Origin of the sequence: Cupriavidus sp. NPDC089707 (assembly GCF_044748965.1) — a bacterium.
In the GTDB taxonomy this organism is placed as follows: domain Bacteria; phylum Pseudomonadota; class Gammaproteobacteria; order Burkholderiales; family Burkholderiaceae; genus Cupriavidus.
In genome coordinates, this window is the sequence record NZ_JBIVHB010000010.1 from 183,755 (window position 1) to 200,924 (window position 17,170).

General features: G+C 67.4%; 15 protein-coding genes and 1 pseudogene. 6 read left to right on the forward strand and 10 right to left on the reverse strand.

Translation table 11 applies throughout. The annotated features are described in order from the left end of the window. Positions 1-48 precede the first annotated feature (48 nt). Genes ACIP1U_RS18200 through ACIP1U_RS18210 form a run of 3 tightly spaced genes read right to left on the reverse strand, consistent with a single transcriptional unit; the run spans position 49 to position 2,977 of the window. Positions 49-1,494 carry a LutB/LldF family L-lactate oxidation iron-sulfur protein gene (locus tag ACIP1U_RS18200; protein ID WP_400317397.1) on the reverse strand — a complete coding sequence of 482 codons (1,446 nt, stop codon included), beginning with the start codon at positions 1,492-1,494 and terminating at the stop codon, positions 49-51. Continuing rightward, complete coding sequence (locus ACIP1U_RS18205) at positions 1,491-2,198, reverse strand: lactate utilization protein C (RefSeq protein ID WP_400317400.1); 708 nt, start codon at positions 2,196-2,198, stop codon at positions 1,491-1,493. The genes ACIP1U_RS18200 and ACIP1U_RS18205 overlap by 4 nt, the downstream gene beginning before the upstream one ends. Then, positions 2,195-2,977 carry a (Fe-S)-binding protein gene (locus ACIP1U_RS18210; protein ID WP_400317403.1) on the reverse strand — a complete coding sequence of 261 codons (783 nt, stop codon included), beginning with the start codon at positions 2,975-2,977 and terminating at the stop codon, positions 2,195-2,197. Before ACIP1U_RS18210 ends, ACIP1U_RS18205 begins: the two co-directional genes overlap by 4 nt. 185 nt (positions 2,978-3,162) lie before the next feature. Here ACIP1U_RS18210 and ACIP1U_RS18215 point away from each other — a divergent pair, with 185 nt between their 5' ends. Continuing rightward, complete coding sequence (locus ACIP1U_RS18215; RefSeq protein WP_400317405.1) at positions 3,163-3,834, forward strand: FadR/GntR family transcriptional regulator; 672 nt, start codon at positions 3,163-3,165, stop codon at positions 3,832-3,834. 156 nt (positions 3,835-3,990) lie between these two features. Here the strand turns inward: ACIP1U_RS18215 and ACIP1U_RS18220 are convergent, their stop codons facing one another. Continuing rightward, positions 3,991-5,028, reverse strand: a complete 1,038-nt coding sequence (locus ACIP1U_RS18220; protein ID WP_400317408.1) for an AI-2E family transporter — start codon at positions 5,026-5,028, stop codon at positions 3,991-3,993. Positions 5,029-5,847: 819 nt separating this feature from the next. Here ACIP1U_RS18220 and ACIP1U_RS18225 point away from each other — a divergent pair. The 3 genes from ACIP1U_RS18225 (at position 5,848) to eutC (ending at position 9,373) form a co-directional block, all read left to right on the forward strand. After that, a complete protein-coding gene (locus tag ACIP1U_RS18225) occupies positions 5,848-6,999 on the forward strand; it encodes a DotU family type IV/VI secretion system protein (RefSeq protein ID WP_400317411.1) in 1,152 nt (383 codons plus the stop codon). Positions 7,000-7,136: 137 nt separating this feature from the next. Further along, positions 7,137-8,519, forward strand: coding sequence for an ethanolamine ammonia-lyase subunit EutB (locus ACIP1U_RS18230; RefSeq protein ID WP_400317413.1), 1,383 nt, complete (start codon positions 7,137-7,139; stop codon positions 8,517-8,519). A gap of 32 nt (positions 8,520-8,551) precedes the next feature. Continuing rightward, positions 8,552-9,373 carry an ethanolamine ammonia-lyase subunit EutC gene (gene eutC, locus ACIP1U_RS18235; protein ID WP_400317415.1) on the forward strand — a complete coding sequence of 274 codons (822 nt, stop codon included), beginning with the start codon at positions 8,552-8,554 and terminating at the stop codon, positions 9,371-9,373. Between the two features lie 51 nt (positions 9,374-9,424). Here eutC and ACIP1U_RS18240 read toward each other — a convergent pair whose 3' ends face one another. The 3 genes and pseudogenes from ACIP1U_RS18240 to ACIP1U_RS18250 all read right to left on the reverse strand — a co-directional run. Continuing rightward, positions 9,425-9,898: an aminoacyl-tRNA deacylase gene (locus tag ACIP1U_RS18240; RefSeq protein ID WP_400317418.1), complete on the reverse strand. Its 474-nt coding sequence runs from the start codon at positions 9,896-9,898 to the stop codon at positions 9,425-9,427. A 98-nt stretch (positions 9,899-9,996) separates the two neighbouring features. After that, on the reverse strand, positions 9,997-10,920 hold the full coding sequence (locus ACIP1U_RS18245; protein WP_400317421.1) for a LysR family transcriptional regulator: 924 nt from the start codon (positions 10,918-10,920) through the stop codon (positions 9,997-9,999). A gap of 99 nt (positions 10,921-11,019) precedes the next feature. Then, positions 11,020-11,376 (reverse strand): annotated as a pseudogene (locus tag ACIP1U_RS18250) (alpha-ketoglutarate permease); the annotation flags it as partial. Between the two features lie 239 nt (positions 11,377-11,615). Between ACIP1U_RS18250 and ACIP1U_RS18255 the strand changes: the two are divergent. Continuing rightward, positions 11,616-11,951, forward strand: coding sequence for a hypothetical protein (locus tag ACIP1U_RS18255; protein ID WP_400317424.1), 336 nt, complete (start codon positions 11,616-11,618; stop codon positions 11,949-11,951). Between the two features lie 50 nt (positions 11,952-12,001). Here ACIP1U_RS18255 and fumC read toward each other — a convergent pair whose 3' ends face one another. Together fumC and ACIP1U_RS18265 are read right to left on the reverse strand one after the other, a co-directional pair. Continuing rightward, a complete protein-coding gene (fumC, locus tag ACIP1U_RS18260; protein WP_400317426.1) occupies positions 12,002-13,408 on the reverse strand; it encodes a class II fumarate hydratase in 1,407 nt (468 codons plus the stop codon). Between the two features lie 250 nt (positions 13,409-13,658). Continuing rightward, complete coding sequence (locus ACIP1U_RS18265) at positions 13,659-14,009, reverse strand: four-helix bundle copper-binding protein (protein WP_342914535.1); 351 nt, start codon at positions 14,007-14,009, stop codon at positions 13,659-13,661. 477 nt (positions 14,010-14,486) lie between these two features. Here ACIP1U_RS18265 and ACIP1U_RS18270 point away from each other — a divergent pair, with 477 nt between their 5' ends. After that, entirely contained in the window at positions 14,487-14,873 is a 387-nt protein-coding gene (locus tag ACIP1U_RS18270; RefSeq protein WP_400317429.1) for a hypothetical protein, read from the forward strand. 77 nt (positions 14,874-14,950) lie between these two features. On the opposite strand, the gene ACIP1U_RS18275 is transcribed toward ACIP1U_RS18270, so the two are convergent. After that, on the reverse strand, positions 14,951-16,942 hold the full coding sequence (locus ACIP1U_RS18275) for a diguanylate cyclase domain-containing protein (RefSeq protein ID WP_400317431.1): 1,992 nt from the start codon (positions 16,940-16,942) through the stop codon (positions 14,951-14,953). Positions 16,943-17,170 lie beyond the last annotated feature (228 nt).

A 17,170-nucleotide genomic window follows, 5' to 3' on the forward strand; every position in this document is an offset into this window, starting at 1 on the left:
CAAGCGGGAGAGGGAGCACACAATCGGGAGTTGGAGGGATCGGGGCGCCTACTCCGGCTGCCCCTTCTCCTTGAGCAGATCCGCCAGGCTCTTCGCCGCCGGCTTCAGCGGCGTGCGATGCTGCGTCCATCCCATCTGCTTCGACGGCGCCAGCGCACGCAGCCGCGTGGCCGCCCAGCGGAACAGCCTGTAGGTGGCCGGGTGCGAATACGCCCCGCTCCAGAAGCGCCACACCAGGTGCTCACCCTTGCTGTACTTCGCGCCCTGGCCACGCAGCGGGTTGGCCACCCGTTCCTCGGGATCGCGGTTGGCTTCGGTGCGCAGGCGCACCAGCAATTGCGGGATCGGGATGCGCACCGGGCAGACCTCGCCGCAGGCGCCGCACAAGCTGGATGCGGTGGGCAGGTCCGCAGTGGCTTCGAGTCCCAGCAAATGGGGCGAAATGATCTTGCCGATCGGACCGGGATAGGTCGTGCCATAGGCATGGCCGCCGATGCGCGTATAGACGGGGCAGTGGTTCATGCATGCCCCGCAGCGGATGCACTGCAGCGTGGCGCGCAGCTGCGCGTCGGCGTAGGCCTGCGTACGGCCGTTGTCGAGCAGTACCAGGTGCACCTCGCGCGGCCCGTCGCGCTCGCCGTCGCGGCGCGGGCCGGAGATGAGGTTGAAGTACGTGGTGATCGCCTGCCCGGTGGCCGAGCGCGTCAGCAGGCTCGACAGCGGCACGATGTGCTCGAGCTTCGCCACCACCTTTTCCATGCCCATGATGGCGATATGCACATCGGGGACCGTGGTGGAAAGGCGGCCGTTGCCCTCGTTCTCGACCAGCCACAGGGTGCCGGTGTCCGCGGCGGCGAAGTTGACGCCGGACAGGCCGATATCGGCGCCGACGAACGCCTGCCGCAGCGCGCGGCGTCCGGTCTGGATCAGCGCGTCGACGTCCTCGGTATAGGGCGTATCAGGAATATGCTGCTCGAACAGCGCGGCGATATCGCCCTTGGTCTTGTGGATTGCCGGCATCACGATATGCGACGGCTTCTCGCCCGCGAGCTGGACGATGTACTCGCCCATGTCCGACTCGATGCATTCGACGCCGCGCTCCGCGAGGTAATGGTTCAGCTCGATTTCCTCGCTGGCCATCGACTTGCCTTTGATCACGCGCCTGGCCTGCCTTGCTGCCGCGATGCCGTGGATGATGCGGTTGGCATCGTCGGCGGTCTCGGCCCAGTGGACTTGCACACCGGCGGCGGTGAGCCTCTCCTCCAGTTGCACCAGCAGGTCCGGCAGGTTGGCGAGCGCGTGCTGACGTATCGCTTCGCCCACGTCGCGCAGCCGCTCCAGCTCATCGGCGTCGGGGAACTGCGCCAGCCGTTTGCCCTGCAGGAAGTCCATCGCGCCGCGAAAGCTCTGGCGCAGCTTGGGATCGTCCAGCGCCTCGCGCGCGCGCGCCTTGAAGTCTTGCGGCGCGACGAAATGCAGTGTGCCCTGGCTCATTGCGCGGCCTCCGTATTGTCGATGTCCTGCACGATGACGACCCACAGCCGGCGTGGGCCGTGCGCACCGTAGGCCAGCGTCTGCTGGATATCGGAGGTCTTGGACGGGCCCGAGATCATCACCAGGTTGGTCGGCATGCCGTCGCGCCAGCGTTCGGCGCGCGCGGCCAGGTGCAGGTCCTGGTGCAGCGTCGATGCGCGCACCAGCGCCACGTGCAGCGGCGGCACCAGCGATACCGTGCGCGGCGATCCCGCGTCCGGTGCAACGATCAGCGTGCCGGTGGCGGCAATGCCCGAGCGCGCCACGGTGAAGCCGGCATCGACGGTGTCGAACAGCTCTGCTTTCCAGGCTTCGATGGGGCGGTCATAGCCGATGGCTTCAACCTGCGGCGGCAGCGCGGCGGCCAGCGCCGCGCCGGCGCGGCTCGCGGGATCGAGCAGCAAGCGCCGGACGCCGGCGTCGGCCAGCGCGGTGGCCAGCAATGCCGGCCACGCTTGCGCATCGGTGCACCAGACTTCTGCGTGCGAGGTTTCCAGTGCAATACGCATCGCAGCGACCAACTCGTCGACGCTCGGCGCCGCGGGCCGGCGCGCCTCGAAATGGCCATCGATGCGGCGATCGAGTTCAGCGGTGGAGGATGCAGGCGCGGGGGCAGCGGCGCGCAGCCTGCCGAGCATGCGTTCGCGGGCGCCGGGCGTGCTCATGCGGCACCTCCGGTACGGCGCCACAGGAAGCTGGCCAGGTGTTCGACCTGCAGCGGCGCGCCGTCATGCGCGGCGGTGTGGCCGATATTGAGCAGGCAGCCGCAGTCGGCCGACACCAGCCGATCGCAGCCGGTGGCGCAGGCGGACGCAACCTTGTCGCGCACCATCGCACCGGAGATATCGGGATGCTTGAGCGAGAACGTGCCGCCGAAGCCGCAGCATTCTGACTCGCGCTGATGCTCGACGCGGGTCACGCCAGGCAATGTGTCGACCAGCGCCACGCCATGCTGGCGCGTACCCATTTCGCGGCGGGCGCCGCAGGAGGTATGCAGCACGATCCGCTCGGGCGCCTGGCCCGGCTGCATGGCGTCATGGAAATCGACGTGGAGCACGTGGAGCAGGAATTCGCCCAGTTCATAGATCCGCTCGGCCAGTGCGCGCGCCTTCGGGCCGGCCACGGGATCGTCGGCGAACAATTGCGGCCAGTGGTGGCGCATCATGCCGGCGCATGACCCGGACGGCACGACCACCGGCCACGGCTGGCTGAACAGGTCCAGCTGCGCGCGGGCTACCGCACGCGCGGCGTCGGGGTTGCCGCTGCTGTAAGCCGGCTGGCCGCAGCAACTCTGCGCACGCGGAAAGTGTACGGTGAGGCCTTCGCGCTCGAGCAGCCGCACAGCGTCGAGCCCGGCCTGCGGCACGAACAGGTCGACCAGGCAGGTGGCAAAGAGGTAGGCCTGCGTGGGGGCAGGGCCGGGGGGGTACTGACGATCCTTCATGTCTCGCTCCGGATGTGCTGGGGTTGCGCTGCTTGGCGTCGCACATTTGGGCGCATAATTCCCGCTTCCGCGCGGCGGTTCAAATTGGTTGGACCAGTCGGCGGCGTAACTGTGGAGCGAGGACGGACGGCATGACGGTGGCGGCACAACGGAGCGGGCGCACCCGCGGGCTCGTGGAGGCGGTCATGCGCCAGATGGAAACCGCGCTGCTCGACGGCACCTGGCCGCCAGGCACGCGGCTGCCGGCCGAGCGCGTGCTGGCGGAGCAGTACGCGGTGGCGCGCAATACCGTGCGGGAAGCCATCCAGCGCCTGGCCGCGCGCGGCCTGCTGCAAAGCCGGCGCGGCGCGGGCGTTTTTGCCACCGACCAGTTGCGCGCCGGTATTGCTTCCCCATGGGGCCAGCTGGTGGCCGACCATCCCGCGCTGCGCGACGACATCCTGGAGTTCCGCCGCGTGCTGGAAGGCGCCACGGCCTACTTCGCCGCACTGCGCGCCGACGCCGCCGACGTCAAGCGTATCCGCTCCCTGATGGACGAACTCGAACGCGCCCGCGCCGCCGACGACAAGGAAGCCGAGGCCGATGCCGATGCGCGCCTGCATGACGCCATCGCGCTGGCCTCGCACAACACCATGTTCCTGCACCTGCATACCAGCGTGATCGGCATGCTGCGCGAACACATCACCATCAACGGCACCGGGCTGCGCGAACAGGACGACAGCGCCTCGGCGCTGTTGCTGCTGCAGCACCGGACGCTATGCGAGGCGATCTGCGCGCGCCGGCCGGAAGAAGCGCGCACGGCCATGCAGACGCATATTGACTTTGTGCGCAGCCGGGTCGAGCAGGACGGCAGCTGAGGCCGAAAATTGGTCCGACCAGCTGGCGCTCCGATGCTGGCATCGAAAATGTCGCCAGTGCCAGCAACGGCTGCGGCACATTGCCCTACTGCTGCGTGCTGCGCGATCGCTTGGTCCCGTTGCGTTGTTCTGCGGGCAACGGTCAGGGCGCCGTGCTCATATCAGGCCGGCACCGGCCAGTTCCCGCTTCAGGTAGGCATAGAAGATCGGGCCGGCGATCACGCCGGGGATGCCGAACAGCGTCTCCATCAACAGCATCACGATCAGCAGCTCCCACGCCGCCGCCTGGATGCGCGCGCCGATGATGCGGGCGTTCAGGAAATACTCCAGCTTGTGGATGACCACCAGGAACACCAGCGACGCCACCGCGATCGGTAGCGACACTGACAGCGACGCCACCACGATGGCCGTATTGGAAATCAGGTTGCCCAGCACCGGGAGCAAGCCAGCGACGAAGGTAATGACCACCAGCGTCTTCGACAGGGGCAGGTGCACGCCGAACAGCGGCAGCACCAGCAGCAGGTAGATCGCCGTCAGCACGGTGTTGATCGTCGAGATCTGGATCTGCGCAAAGATGAACTGCGAGAACGCCTGTTGCAGCGTTCGCGCCCGCGCCACCAGCGCAGCAGCCAATGGCCGGCGGTTCGGCCGCGCCACCGCGCGGTAAAGCGCCACCATGGCGCCGATCACGAGGCCGATCAGGATATGCACAAGCGTGCGCAACACCTCCGCCCCCAGCTTCTGCGCCATGGCCGCATGCGCGCGCAAGGCTTCGATCAACGCATTGGCCAGTTCGTCCACGCCGTTGGGCAGCGCGTCACTGAGCCACGGTGGCAACTGTCCGCGCGACTGGTCGATGATGTCCGCGACATGATTGAGCAGGCCATCCAGCGTATTCCCTTCCCCGCTGACAAAGCGCACCAGCAGCCAGCCGGCCAGCGACAGCCCCAACAGGATCAGCGCCGACAGGATCGCCACCGCCAGCGCATCGTGCCGCTGGTTCAGCCGCTTCAGTCGCGGCGCCAGAACATCCACCAGCGAATACAGCAGCAGCCCGGACAACAGTGCTGCCACCAGGTTGACATGGAGCGCCGTCCAGAGCGCCAGAGCAGTCAGGACATAGGCGACGGCACCGACGCTGTACCACGCGGCCGGCAGCAGGCGCGGGGCGTTGGTCGTGTCGGGGTCTTTCATTTTTACGGTCTCCGGCGTTGATGGGCTGCCACGACGCGCGCGGCGCGTAGGGCGCGTAGAGCGGATAGGGCGGGTAGGGCGGATATGGGCGGGTCTGAGTAAGGCTGCCTGTCAGTTTGGGTTGGCCAGGCTAGCGCTCGATTGTCGGGGCGGTGGCGGGGTTAGGCAAGTGGTGGGGTGGTTGGCGGCCAAGTATCCATTGCCTCCTCGGATCGTAGCGGTCTTCAGGGGCTCTGGACCGAGTCGTGCGCTTCGGCGCCGGGTGCTGCCTTCGCCATCAGGACGACGAACGCCGGGTCGTATTCGAGGTCGGGGCTGCCAGTGCGCGAGAGTCCCAGCACCTCTGGTCAGGTTGAGTAACCCTCCGCGCCAGCCCAGACTCTGGAAATGATATCTGACGAGGTTCGTTCCTTGTCTTTTTGATATTAGATTTAATCCAATTTCATTGTAAATATGAAGGCTCCTATTGTTTTGCATGGAGAATTGTGTGGTTTGTCATCGTTGCCACGTATTTCGATGAAAATATTCGCGGCGGGAGATGCAGATCATTGTGGCATGAGTCCGGCAATGGTAATTGCGCGCGAGACGGTTCGAGTTATTTCGCAAGTGTAGTAATTAGAAATTTCTCGAGTTGCGATATGAGTATTCGGATTATCGACGCGATTGCGGTCCTGAAGATTTATCAATAGTCTAAGAAAACAAAAAGCCGACAAAAAGCGAGCGCTCATGCAGCCATGGTCGAAGTCGCAAGGCACTCGAATTGGCATCGAGGGCGAATCTCAGGATTCGTCTCACAGGAACGACATCGAGGTGCTCCCGATGGCAAATAGCAACCACCTGCTCCGGCTGGCGCAGCCGGTGATCTGGGTGCTCGACGAGCTGACGCCGGAACTCGATTCCGCGGCGCGTCTGGAGACGCTGCAGGAAGCCGCGCACACACGCCTGGCGAACTTCCGGCAGGCCTGTCGCGCGGCGGCGTTGCCGGCGGAGGATGCGGAGGCGGTCCACTATTGCCTGTGCGCGGCGCTGGACCAGGCGGGCCGCCGCGTGCAGGGACGCTCCGGCGCCTGCCGTGGGGCCTGGCTGCGGCGCGGCCTGCTTCCGGCGCACTACGGCGAGGCGGATGGCGGCAGCCGCTGCCGCGCACTGGTCGGCAGGCTGCAACAGCGGGCTGGCGCGCACGCCGACGCGCTTGAAGTCATTGCGTACCTGGTCGGACGCGGACTCACTGACGAGAACGGGCGACCACCGGCAGAACTGGTGCCGCGGCTACGGCCGGCGACCCGCGAGATCATGGCGCTGAGGCCGGTACCGCCAAGGGAAGTGCAGCCCGAAGTGCACCCCGAAGCGCCGCCGCGAGTGCCGGCGCCCACAGGCACCCGGCTGCTGCTGCTTGCGGTCGCTGCGGCCGCTGCGGCCGTCTTTCTTGTTGTTGCCGTCGTCGTGGTGGTCCAGGCTACGCGCCAACACGTTGCGACCGATGCGCTTGCACTGCGGGTGGAGCGGCTGGCACAAGCCGTTTTCCCGTCGGCAGGCACGCTGGAGCGGGACATCGAACAGGCTTTCGCCCAGCAAGTCGCCAGCGCAGCCATCCATGCCGATGTGCGTAGCGGCCGCCTGCACCTCGTCTTCCGGGACGGCCTGTCGTTTCCGCCCGGGCAGGCGAACCTGCCGCCGGCGCTTGCCGAACAGCTCGACAAGCTGGCGGACCTGCTGGAGGGCCGGGCTGACTGGATCACGGTGGTCGGGCATGCCGACGATTCGCCGGTGGCCCGCGGCGCGTACGGGTCGAACCGGGCCTTGTCGCAAGCGCGTGCCGAAGCGGTGGCCAGCTACCTGTGGGCAAGCAGTCCGGTGCAGGTGCGGGTCGAAGCTGTTGGGCGGGGCGCCGCGCAACCCGTTGCGGACAACCGGACTGCCGAAGGCCGGATGCTGAACCGCCGGCTAGAGATCTTCGCCGGCATTCGCTAAACCATGCGCCAGGCGCGGCGCCGGCTGCCCGCCAGCCGGCATGGGAAATGCGGCGCCTCTTGCATCGCCACGCCGGCCAGGTGCTCCAATGGTGACTATATTAGGGGCATCGGCCTCGATATCGGAACGGCATTCCCATGGCATATACGCACACCATTGGCAGCCAGCGCCATGTTTTCGACGACCTGCGCACGCTGCTGGCCAAGGCCAGCCCGGCGCGCTCCGGCGATGCGCTTGCTGGCATCGCCGCCGCCAGCGAGCAGGAACGGATGGCCGCGCGCCTGGCGCTGGCCGACGTGCCCCTGAACCGGTTCCTCGACGAGGCGCTGGTGCCCTATGAAGAGGATGAAGTCACGCGCCTGATCGTCGACCGGCACGATGCCTCTGCGTTTGCCGCGATCGCCGCCACGACGGTCGGCGACCTGCGCAACTGGCTGCTGCGGCACGAGACCGACACCGCCACGCTGGCGCGCGTCGCAGCGGGAATCACCCCCGAGATCGCGGCCGCAGTCAGCAAGCTGATGCGCAACCAGGACCTGGTGACGGTGGCGCGCAAATGCCAGGTGGTGACGCGCTTTCGCAATACTGTCGGCCTGCCCGGGCGGCTGGCGGTGCGGCTGCAGCCGAACCATCCTACCGACGACCCCAAGGGCATCGCCGCTTCCATCATCGACGGCCTGCTCTACGGGTGCGGCGACGCCACCATCGGCATCAATCCGGCCTCGGACAACCTGGGCGCCATTGTCTCGCTGCTGCATATGCTCGATGCGCTGCGCAGCCGCTTCGATATCCCGACGCAGTCGTGCGTGCTGACCCACGTCACCAACACGCTGCGCGCGATCGCGCAGGGCGCGCCGGTCGACCTGGTGTTCCAGTCGGTGGCGGGCAGCGAACGCGCCAATACGGCCTTCGGCATCAGCCTGGCGCTGCTGGCCGAAGCGCACGACGCCGCGCAGGGCCTGGCGCGCGGCACCGTCGGCGACAACGTCATGTATTTCGAAACCGGACAAGGCAGCGCGCTGTCGGCCAACGCCCACCATGGCGTCGACCAGCAGACCATGGAGGCGCGCGCCTACGCCGTGGCGCGGGCGTTTTCGCCGCTGCTGGTCAATACGGTGGTGGGCTTCATCGGGCCGGAATATCTGTACGACGGCAAGCAGATCATCCGCGCGGGGCTCGAGGACCACTTCTGCGGCAAGCTGATGGGCGTGCCGATGGGCTGCGACGTCTGCTACACCAACCATGCCGAGGCCGACCAGGACGACATGGATACGCTGCTCACGCTGTTCGGCGTGGCCGGCATCAATTTCATCATGGGCGTGCCCGGCGCCGACGACATCATGCTGAACTACCAGAGCACTTCGTTCCACGATGCGCTGTACCTGCGCGAAGTCCTGGGCCTGCGTCCCGCGCCGGAGTTCGAGCAGTGGCTGCAGCGCATGGGGATCGCCGATGCCGCCGGCAGGCTGCTGGAGCCGTCCGAGCGCCAGCCGCTGCTGCAGATGGCGCACAGCCTGTAGGGCCGGCCCCGAGCCATTCTTTACGACACCCCATGTCCGACCTCCCTTCGCCCCCTGCCAATATCTCCGATACGCACGACGCCGATCCCTGGCAGCGTCTGCGCCAGTTCACTCGCGCGCGCATCGCATTGGGCCGCACCGGCCATAGCCAGACCACTGATGCCGTGCTGGCTTTCGGCCTGGCCCATGCGCAAGCGCGCGATGCCGTGCACCTGCCGCTGGACGCCGATGCCATCACCGGCGCACTGCGGCAGGGCGGGCTCGATCACGTGGTTGTGCACAGCGCAGCGCCCGACCGCACCCATTACCTGCGGTGCCCTGACCTTGGCCGGGCCCTGGATGGCGGGAGCAGGGAGCGCCTGGCCGCGGCGCGGCCGCAACAGGCGCCCGATGTCGTGTTCGTGATCGCCGACGGACTTTCGGCTCTGGCCGCGCAAACGCACGCGCTGGCGGTGCTGGAAATGACGCGCCAGCGGTTACCGCGGGAATGGCGTATCGGACCGGTGGTGGTAGCGGAACAATCGCGCGTGGCGCTCGGCGACGATATCGGCGCCGTGCTGGGCGCGCGTCAGGTGGTGATGCTGATCGGCGAACGGCCCGGGCTGAGTTCGCCCGACAGCCTCGGCATCTACCTGACCTACGCCCCGCAACCCGGGCGTACCGATGCCGAGCGCAACTGCATCTCCAATGTGCGGCCCGAAGGGCTGTCCTATGCGCAGGCCGCGCAACGCCTGGTGTTCCTGCTGCGCGGTGCCGCGGCACTCGGGCGCTCGGGCGTGGACCTGAAGGACGACAGCGAGCACGCCTTGGCCGGCAAGGCGCCCCCGGCAGCGGCATTGCGGGACCAAAAATGAAAACGGCCACCGCGGGTGGATCCGCGGTGGCCGCAGCGCAACGTCGCCGCGCTACATCATGCGGCGTGAGAAGTGCCCGGGCGTGGCATCCGACATCAGGTCCATGAACTGGTCCCGTGTCATGTGCACCAGTTCCTGGTGGTCGCCGCCCTCGAAATACACTTCGGGCTGCTGCATCAGGCTGTCGTCCACATAGGTTTGCATGCCATACGCCATGGCGACCGGCGGGATCGCGCCAAGGTCGCAATCCTTGAAGATCTCGCGGATTTCATCCTCGTGCGCAAGCACCAGGTCGCGGCCGGTCAGTTCGCAGATTGCAGCCAGCTGCAGGTGATGGCTCGAAGGGATCACGGCGGCGACATAGCCGCGCTCGTCTTCGAGCAACAGGGTCTTGGCCAGACGGTCTCCGGGAATGTGCGCCGCTTCGGCAGTGGCCATGCTGCTGAGGGTGTAGGGGTGGCGGATGATGTCGTACTGGGTATTCTTGCTACTCAGGCAGTTTGCGAGTGTGCTAGACAGGGCCATGGTTGCTCCTCAGGACAGGGATACACCTACGGTTATCCTTGTGTTCCTAATATAGTGCCTGGCGCCGTGCCCAACGGCTCCCGATCCGCCTTGCAATGCTAGCGGTGCAGCCGCGGCCACACCGCCTGCAGTTCCGTTTTCAGGAAGTTCAGCAGGTAGCGCGTCGCCAGCGTCTGGTAGCGGTTTGGCATGGTCAGCATGTACAGCCGGCTGCCGAACACGCTGATGCGGTAATCCGGCAGCAGCTGCACCAGCCCGCCGCTCGCCAGTTCCTCGCCGATCGCGTAGATCGGCGTGATGCCGATGCCCAGGCCGGCCACCACTCCTTCCTTCAGGAAGCCGAAATTGTCGGAACTGAGTGTCGGTTCCAGCACCACCTGGTCGCGGGCTTCCTGCGCTTCGGTGCCGGGCCGCGTTCCCGCGACCTTCAGCTTTTGCCCGACCGGCGAGGCGCAAACGATCGCATGCTCTTGCAGGTCGGCGAGCGCCTGGGGTGCGGGATGGTTTGCCAGGTAAGCGGGCGAAGCGCAGATGACCCAGTCTACCGTGCCAATTTCCGTGGCGATCACCGAATCGGGCGGCGTGGAAATGATGCGCAGCGCCACGTCCACATCCTCGGACACGAGGTTGTGCACGCGGTTGTCGAAGACGACATCGAGGGTGATGTCGGGATAGCGTTGCTTGAACTGCACCATCAGCGGCGATAGCAGTGTATGGCCAAGCCCGGTAGGGACCGAAAGCCGCACATGGCCCTGCAGGCTCTTGCCCATGTTGCTGATCAGCGCATTGGCTGCCGCCACCTCGCCGAGGATATTGCGTCCGTGCTCGTACAGCCCGGCACCCACCGGCGTAGGCTCGACATGGCGGGTGGTCCGCCGCAGCAGCTGCACGCCCAGCTCTTCCTCCAGCGCCTTCAGCCGGTAGCTGACATTGGCGCGCGTCATCTTGAGCTTGCGCGCGGCTGCGCTCAGGTTGCCGGCGTCGACGATGTCGACGAACAGGCGCAAGGCGTTGAGGTCCATGGCTAGAAGGAAAGAAAAAGGGCCGGCGCCGCCGCGTGGCGGGCGCCGGGCCCCGTATATTGCCATGCTGGCGCGCGCACGCGCAGTATGGCCGGTGCGTTAGTGCTCGTGGTGCAGGTACTTCGCCTGGCGCGGCAGGCGCAGGCTGACCAGGAAGGCAATCGCCATCATCGCGGTCACGTACCAGTAGAACGCGGTTTCGTGGCCGAGGGTCTTCAAGCCGAGCGCAACGTATTCGGCCGAGCCGCCGAAGATCGCGTTGGCAATGGCATAGGCCAGGCCCACGCCGAGCGCGCGCACCTCGGCCGGGAACATCTCGGCCTTCACGATGCCGCTGATCGACGTGTAGAAGCTGACGATGGCCAGCGCAACGGCGATCAGCACGAAGGCCAGCTCGGGGCTGCTGACCGTGCCCAGCGCGGTCAGGATCGGCACCGTGAACAATGTGCCGGGCGCAAGCGTAGCGCGCCTGCCGGGTCCTGCCCACCCCCGGCTTGTGCTGCAATGCAGCATGCCGCGAGGCGCGGCACGGTGTCATCAGGGTTTTGTGGGGGATTGTCCAGTCAGCGGGACAGTGTATTCCGCGTTTCGGCCGCCGGTGACGGCTTTCCGGCTGCGCATCGCTTGCACGGCGGGCAACTCTGGGCAATGATGCGATCCACACCATCAACCGGCCTGACGCGCCCCCGTTTGCCATGCACCGCTTGATGCGCCGCTGGCTGTGCCTGCCCTTGTTCGTTGCCGGCGCCAGCGTCTCCGCCCAGGACCTGGTCGAATGCAAGCGGATCGAGCATGACCAGCTGATTGCCGCCACCCAGGAAACGCTGCTGTTCCTGCGCTGCCGCGCGCGCCAGGTTGCCTACGAAGCGCCACGCCTCAAAGGTGTATCGCAGCGCTTCAAGGACGACCTGATGTTCGCTTGCCTGGACCAGGCGGACGCGGTCGAACACCAGTTGCGCGTACGCCATGGCTATTCGCGCGACGGGCTGGCGCGCCAGCGCTGCAACCCGCCGGCCGGCGCGCCTGGCTGAGCTACGCAACGGCCATCAGCAGGCCGTCGCGTCGGCACGGCTCACACTACTCACACTTCCCGCGTCATGCCGGCCAGGTCGATCCACTCGCGGAACTGCGCCTCGGTCACATGTCCGGACGCGATCGCCGCTTCCCGCAGCGACAGGTTGCGCTGCACCGCCAGCTTGGCGATCTCGGCGGCCTTGTCATAGCCGATATGCGGGTTGAGCGCCGTGACCGGCATCAGCGATCGTTCCAGCAGCTCGGCAATGCGCTCGCGGTCGGCCTCGACGCCCTCGATCATATGCTCGGCAAAGCTCGACGCCGCCCCCGCCAGCAGGCTGACCGATTGCAGCAGGCTGTAGATGATCACCGGCTTGTACGCATTCAGCTCCAGCGTGCCCAGGCCGTTGGCCAGCGTCACCGTGGTGTGGTTGCCGATCACGCGGCAGCACACCATGGCCAACGCCTCCGCCTGGGTTGGGTTGACCTTGCCCGGCATGATTGACGAGCCCGGTTCGTTGGCCGGCAGGATCAGCTCGGCAAAGCCGGCGCGCGGCCCCGAGCCCAGCAGCATGAAATCGCGCGCGATCTTCAGGAACGACGAGGCGGTGGTGTTGAGCGCGCCCGACAGGTCGGCCAGCGCGTCATGCGAGGCCTGCAGCGCATAGCGATTGGGCGCGGGCTCGAACGGCAGTCCGGTGTAGTCGGCCAATGCGCGCGCGAAAGCCGCGGCGAAGCCGTGCGGTGCGTTCAGCCCGGTGCCGACCGCGGTGCCGCCCTGCGCCACCGGCATGGCACGCAGCATGGCCTGCTGCAGCCGCGACTGCGCATCGGCGACCTGCGTCATGTAGCCCGAGAACTCCTGGCCCAGCGTCAGCGGCACCGCGTCCTGCAGGTGCGTGCGGCCCACCTTGACGATATCGGCGAAGGCTTCCACCTTGCGCGCAAAGGTCTGCTGCAGCTGCTCCAGCGCCGGCAGCAGCTGTTGCTGGATCACACGCGTTGCGGCGATGTGCATCGCGGTCGGGAAGCTGTCGTTGCTTGACTGGCTGGCATTGACGTGGTCGTTCGGGTGCACCGGCTTCTTGCTGCCGATTTCGCCGCCGAGCATCTGGATCGCGCGGTTGGCGATGACCTCGTTGAGGTTCATGTTGGTCTGCGTGCCCGATCCGGTCTGCCAGACCGACAGCGGAAACTCCTGCGGCCAGCGGCCTTCGATCACTTCCGTGGCTGCCTGCTCGATGGCCTGCGCCAGCTCGGGCTGAAGCACGCCCAGCTCGCGATTGGCGCGGGCCGCGCACAGCTTCAAAATGGCAAAGGCTTCGACCAGCGCGGGCGGCATCTTCTCGTCGCCGATGCGGAAGTTCTGGCGCGAGCGTTCGGTCTGCGCGCCCCAAAGGTGGTCGGCGGGCACCGGGACATCGCCCAGGCTGTCTTTCTCGATGCGGGTGTTGCTGGCGGAAGGGTTGGACATGGACAGACTCCTTTGCGAGGCAAGAGACGCCGCTGCGGGCGCCCGGTATCGCCAAACAGAAGGAACAGTGGCAAAACGCGGGCGCCGGCTGGTCACGCTGGCTGAAGGGCACGCGCAGCAACTGTGCGCGCAGTCCGCCAGATTACGCCGCAGGCGCGCGGCACGCGGTCAAGTCCATGCTGCCCGCCGGGTTAACCGCGGGTTAGCCGTGATGGGGCCTATGCGGTCTATGCGGCGGGCGAGGGCGCGGCTACGCCGTCATCTTGAGGCACTGCTCCATGCACACCGCGCAGGCCCGCGCGCACTCCTGGCAGTGCTCGGCGTCATGGCGCTCGCATTCCTCCTTGCACCACTTGCAGACTTCGGCGCAGTCCTCGCAGACCAGCGGCGCGAACTCGCTGTTGCGCAGCATGTAGGAGGCGGCCAGCTGCGCGATGCCGGCGACATCCATGTCCAGCGCGATGCAGCGCGCCATCCTGCGCACATCCTGCTCTTCCAGGCAGGCCGCGGCGCATTTCAGCGCGGCGGCGGCACAGGCATTGCACGCGGCGATGCAGTCGGCGTAGCGGGCGGCATTTTCCTGCACGGTGGGTCGGATCATCGAGCGTCCTCCTTCGGGGGTAGGTGGATGGAACCGTGAATGCCGGCGCGGGGCCGGCAGGCGCGCGGGCCCACATCGCGCCGCCCTGGGGGCGGCAAGCGCGGTCCCGTGGCATGCCCGCAGTGACCCGGGCGCCGCAAAGGTGCCGTCACGGGGCATCGTTATCCACAATAGCAGGCGAAAGTCGATCCTGCGGGCCCGGTACTTGCAGCGCCGTGCTGGTTACAATGCCGGCTGCGCCAGGCGTTCCGGATAAGAGGGCGCGGGTAGCGTGCCAGGCACCGGGCGCGGTCGTCGGGCACCACCGTCCCCCGAATCGCATCTAACAGGAAGCCGCAGACAAAACATGACGCACGCCTCGGCTTTGGCCCGGCATGCGACAGGCCGCCAGGCGGCCATCCAACAACACACCGCACCGCGCGGCCGCCGTGGCCGCGCCGGGGCAAGCACACCGGCAGCACGGGAAGGAAGGACATCATGGGCGAGGCGAAAAAACGGGGCACCCCCGAAGAGCGCGCGGCACAGGCGCGCGCGAAGATCGAAGCCTTGCGTCCGGCGCAGCTGGTCTGCGGGCACTGCAAGACTGCGTTCAAGCAGTTCGACACCCTCAACGTGCCGGGCCTGCCGGGCATCGACGCCGTGTTCGGCGGGGAATGCCCCAGCTGCGGCAATGACGTGGTGGTGTTCAAGGGCGCGCCGGAAGCCGTGGCGCAGGCCATGATCGCCTGGGAGAAAATGCTGGGCGCCGACGCCCAGCTTGGCTACCAGTCCAGCGACGGGCGCCATGTCCCGTTCGAGCCGGAGGGCAGCGGTGCGGCACCTGCCGGCGCCGTGCCCGGCAAGCCCGGCGGCACGCTGCACTGAGGGCCGCCGGCCTTTGTGGCCGGCAGCCTCGGCAACTGCTCTGCACGGGCCTACCGGTGGCTGACCTACTGGTGGCGCTACTGGTGGCTGAGTTCGCCGGCCAGTTCAGGAGGACCGATTTCATAGCGTCCGCGCCCTGCGCCCTTGGCCCGGTACAGCAGCACGTCCGCGAGCCGCATCAGCTCGCGGTCCTGCGCCGGCCCGCCTTGGTAGAGCGCCACGCCGATGCTGACGTCGACGTCAGCTGACACGCCTTCGACGCTGAACGGCTCGTCCATTGCCTGCAGGATCGCCTGCGCCACGCGGCGCGCCGCCGCCGGCTGCGCCAGGTCTTCCAGCACCACCGCGAATTCGTCGCCTCCCAGCCGGGCGACGGTGTCGGTCGCGCGCACGCAGGCGCGCACGCGTTGCGCGAACGCCTGCAGCAGCTGGTCACCGGCGGCATGGCCGTGGATGTCGTTGACCGCCTTGAAGCGGTCCATGTCCAGGTACAGCAGCGCCATCAGGCTGCCGTGGTCGCGGCTGCGCGCCATGGCGGCCTGCAACTGGCCTTCGAAGGCGCTGCGGTTCATCAGCTGGGTCAGGTGATCGGTGCGGGACATGCGCGCCAGGCGCTGGGTTTCGAGCTTGCGCTGGGTGATGTCCTGCACGTGGATATGCACGCCGACCACTTCGCTGCCGTCGCCGCTCCATTCCGGCCGCAGGCTGGTCTCCATGCAGTGGTATTCCGGCTCTGGATCCTCGGACTCGAAGGTCACCGCGGTGCCGGCCAGCGCGCGTTGCAGGAAGGGCTGCGCGCGCGCATAGCGCGCCTCGCCCAGCACTTCGCGCACGGTCTTGCCGCGCAGTTCGTCGAGCTTCAGGCCAAACACGTGCTCGTAGGCGATGTTGTTGAAGACGTAGCGCTCGTCGGGATCGATAAAGGCCAGCAGCGACGGCAGTGTGTCGGTCACCGCGCGCAGGCGCCGCTCGCTGCGATCCAGCGCCTGGCGGCGCTCGCGCACGTCGCGCATCAGCTTGACGAAGGCGCGCGACAGGTCGCCGATCTCGTCGCGCTGCGGCCGTGCCGGCAGCCGCTCGAACGCCGACAGGTCATTGGCGCTGGCCAGTACCACCTTGTGCAGCCGGGTCAGCGGTCCCAGCTGGCGCCGCACCGCCAGCCAGATCAGCATGGCCACCAGCGCCAGCGCCAGGCTGGCCAGGCCCAGGAAGCGCTGCTGCATCTGGCGCAGCGGTGCGTAGGCTTCGCGTGCCGGCAGCAGCGCTACCAGTTCCCAGCCCGTGGTCGACATCAGATAGCGCGCGATCACCGGGCGCGCCGGCGTCACGAATTCCAGCGTTGCCGGGCTGTCGTCCTCGCCGCAGGTGTCGCCCACGCTCAGCGCCGGCTGGCGTGCCTGCGCGGGGTCCGGATGGCGGATATAGACCGGATCGCGTCCGGCCGAGACCAGGCAGTAGTAGCCGGTGGTGCCGAGCCGGTTGTGCAGGATCTCGACCAGGAAATTGGCGCTCGCCATGTCCAGCCAGCCGCCGACGAGCCCGACGAAGGCTTTCTGCGGCGACAGTACCGGCACGGCCACCATGATGCCGAGCTGGCCGGTGGTGCGCGAGCGGATCGGCGGCGAGACCACCGGCGCGAGCGTGCGCGCCGCTTCCCGGAAATAGCCGCGGTCGCTCACTTCCGCAACGGAACCGACATTGCTGACGATGTTGCCCTGCACGTCAGCAACCAGCAACGCATTGAAGGCGGCCGGCAGGGGGATCGCCGCGGACAGCGCGTGCAGCGCCTGCTGCCGGGCCGCGCCGGCTTGCGCGCCGTGTGCCTGCGCCAGCAGGCCGCCGAGCTGCGCGGCCTGGTGCGACAGCAGCATGATGCGGTCCGACATGGCAGTGTCGAGCTGGTCGGCGGTGAGCTTGACCACCGAGTCCTGCTGGTCCTGCAGCGCATCATGCAGGTCGCGGTGCGCGTCATACAGTGCCGCCAGCACGATGCCGGTGCCAAATACCGCGGCCAGGATGGTGGTGATGAAGGCAATGCGCGCTTTCAGCGTGGGCGTATAGACAGGCATGTGGGCGCGAGGTGGAGGCGCAAGGTGGGCGAGAGGCAGGGCGCAACGCAAGCGCCGGGTCGATTGCGGGATGGCGCGGCATGCCGGGCGCCTCGCCGGCGACGCCTCGGTTACTAGCTACCATAGCGCATCGCGACATGGCCGGCACGCAATGTGGGCCCGGCGGGACATGGGCAGACATTGGGCCAACACCCTACACCCGTTCGGGTCATCGGTGGCGCACGAGAC

What these genes read in the sequence shown, in the direction of transcription:
- ACIP1U_RS18200 (WP_400317397.1), bottom strand. Translation starts at nt 1,494, where the DNA reads ATGAGCCAGGGCACACTGCATTTCGTCGCGCCGCAAGACTTCAAGGCG.
- ACIP1U_RS18205 (WP_400317400.1), bottom strand. Translation starts at nt 2,198, where the DNA reads ATGAGCACGCCCGGCGCCCGCGAACGCATGCTCGGCAGGCTGCGCGCC.
- ACIP1U_RS18210 (WP_400317403.1), bottom strand. Translation starts at nt 2,977, where the DNA reads ATGAAGGATCGTCAGTACCCCCCCGGCCCTGCCCCCACGCAGGCCTAC.
- ACIP1U_RS18215 (WP_400317405.1), top strand. Translation starts at nt 3,163, where the DNA reads ATGCGCCAGATGGAAACCGCGCTGCTCGACGGCACCTGGCCGCCAGGC.
- ACIP1U_RS18220 (WP_400317408.1), bottom strand. Translation starts at nt 5,028, where the DNA reads ATGAAAGACCCCGACACGACCAACGCCCCGCGCCTGCTGCCGGCCGCG.
- ACIP1U_RS18225 (WP_400317411.1), top strand. Translation starts at nt 5,848, where the DNA reads ATGGCAAATAGCAACCACCTGCTCCGGCTGGCGCAGCCGGTGATCTGG.
- ACIP1U_RS18230 (WP_400317413.1), top strand. Translation starts at nt 7,137, where the DNA reads ATGGCATATACGCACACCATTGGCAGCCAGCGCCATGTTTTCGACGAC.
- eutC (WP_400317415.1), top strand. Translation starts at nt 8,552, where the DNA reads ATGTCCGACCTCCCTTCGCCCCCTGCCAATATCTCCGATACGCACGAC.
- ACIP1U_RS18240 (WP_400317418.1), bottom strand. Translation starts at nt 9,898, where the DNA reads ATGGCCCTGTCTAGCACACTCGCAAACTGCCTGAGTAGCAAGAATACC.
- ACIP1U_RS18245 (WP_400317421.1), bottom strand. Translation starts at nt 10,920, where the DNA reads ATGGACCTCAACGCCTTGCGCCTGTTCGTCGACATCGTCGACGCCGGC.
- ACIP1U_RS18255 (WP_400317424.1), top strand. Translation starts at nt 11,616, where the DNA reads ATGCACCGCTTGATGCGCCGCTGGCTGTGCCTGCCCTTGTTCGTTGCC.
- fumC (WP_400317426.1), bottom strand. Translation starts at nt 13,408, where the DNA reads ATGTCCAACCCTTCCGCCAGCAACACCCGCATCGAGAAAGACAGCCTG.
- ACIP1U_RS18265 (WP_342914535.1), bottom strand. Translation starts at nt 14,009, where the DNA reads ATGATCCGACCCACCGTGCAGGAAAATGCCGCCCGCTACGCCGACTGC.
- ACIP1U_RS18270 (WP_400317429.1), top strand. Translation starts at nt 14,487, where the DNA reads ATGGGCGAGGCGAAAAAACGGGGCACCCCCGAAGAGCGCGCGGCACAG.
- ACIP1U_RS18275 (WP_400317431.1), bottom strand. Translation starts at nt 16,942, where the DNA reads ATGCCTGTCTATACGCCCACGCTGAAAGCGCGCATTGCCTTCATCACC.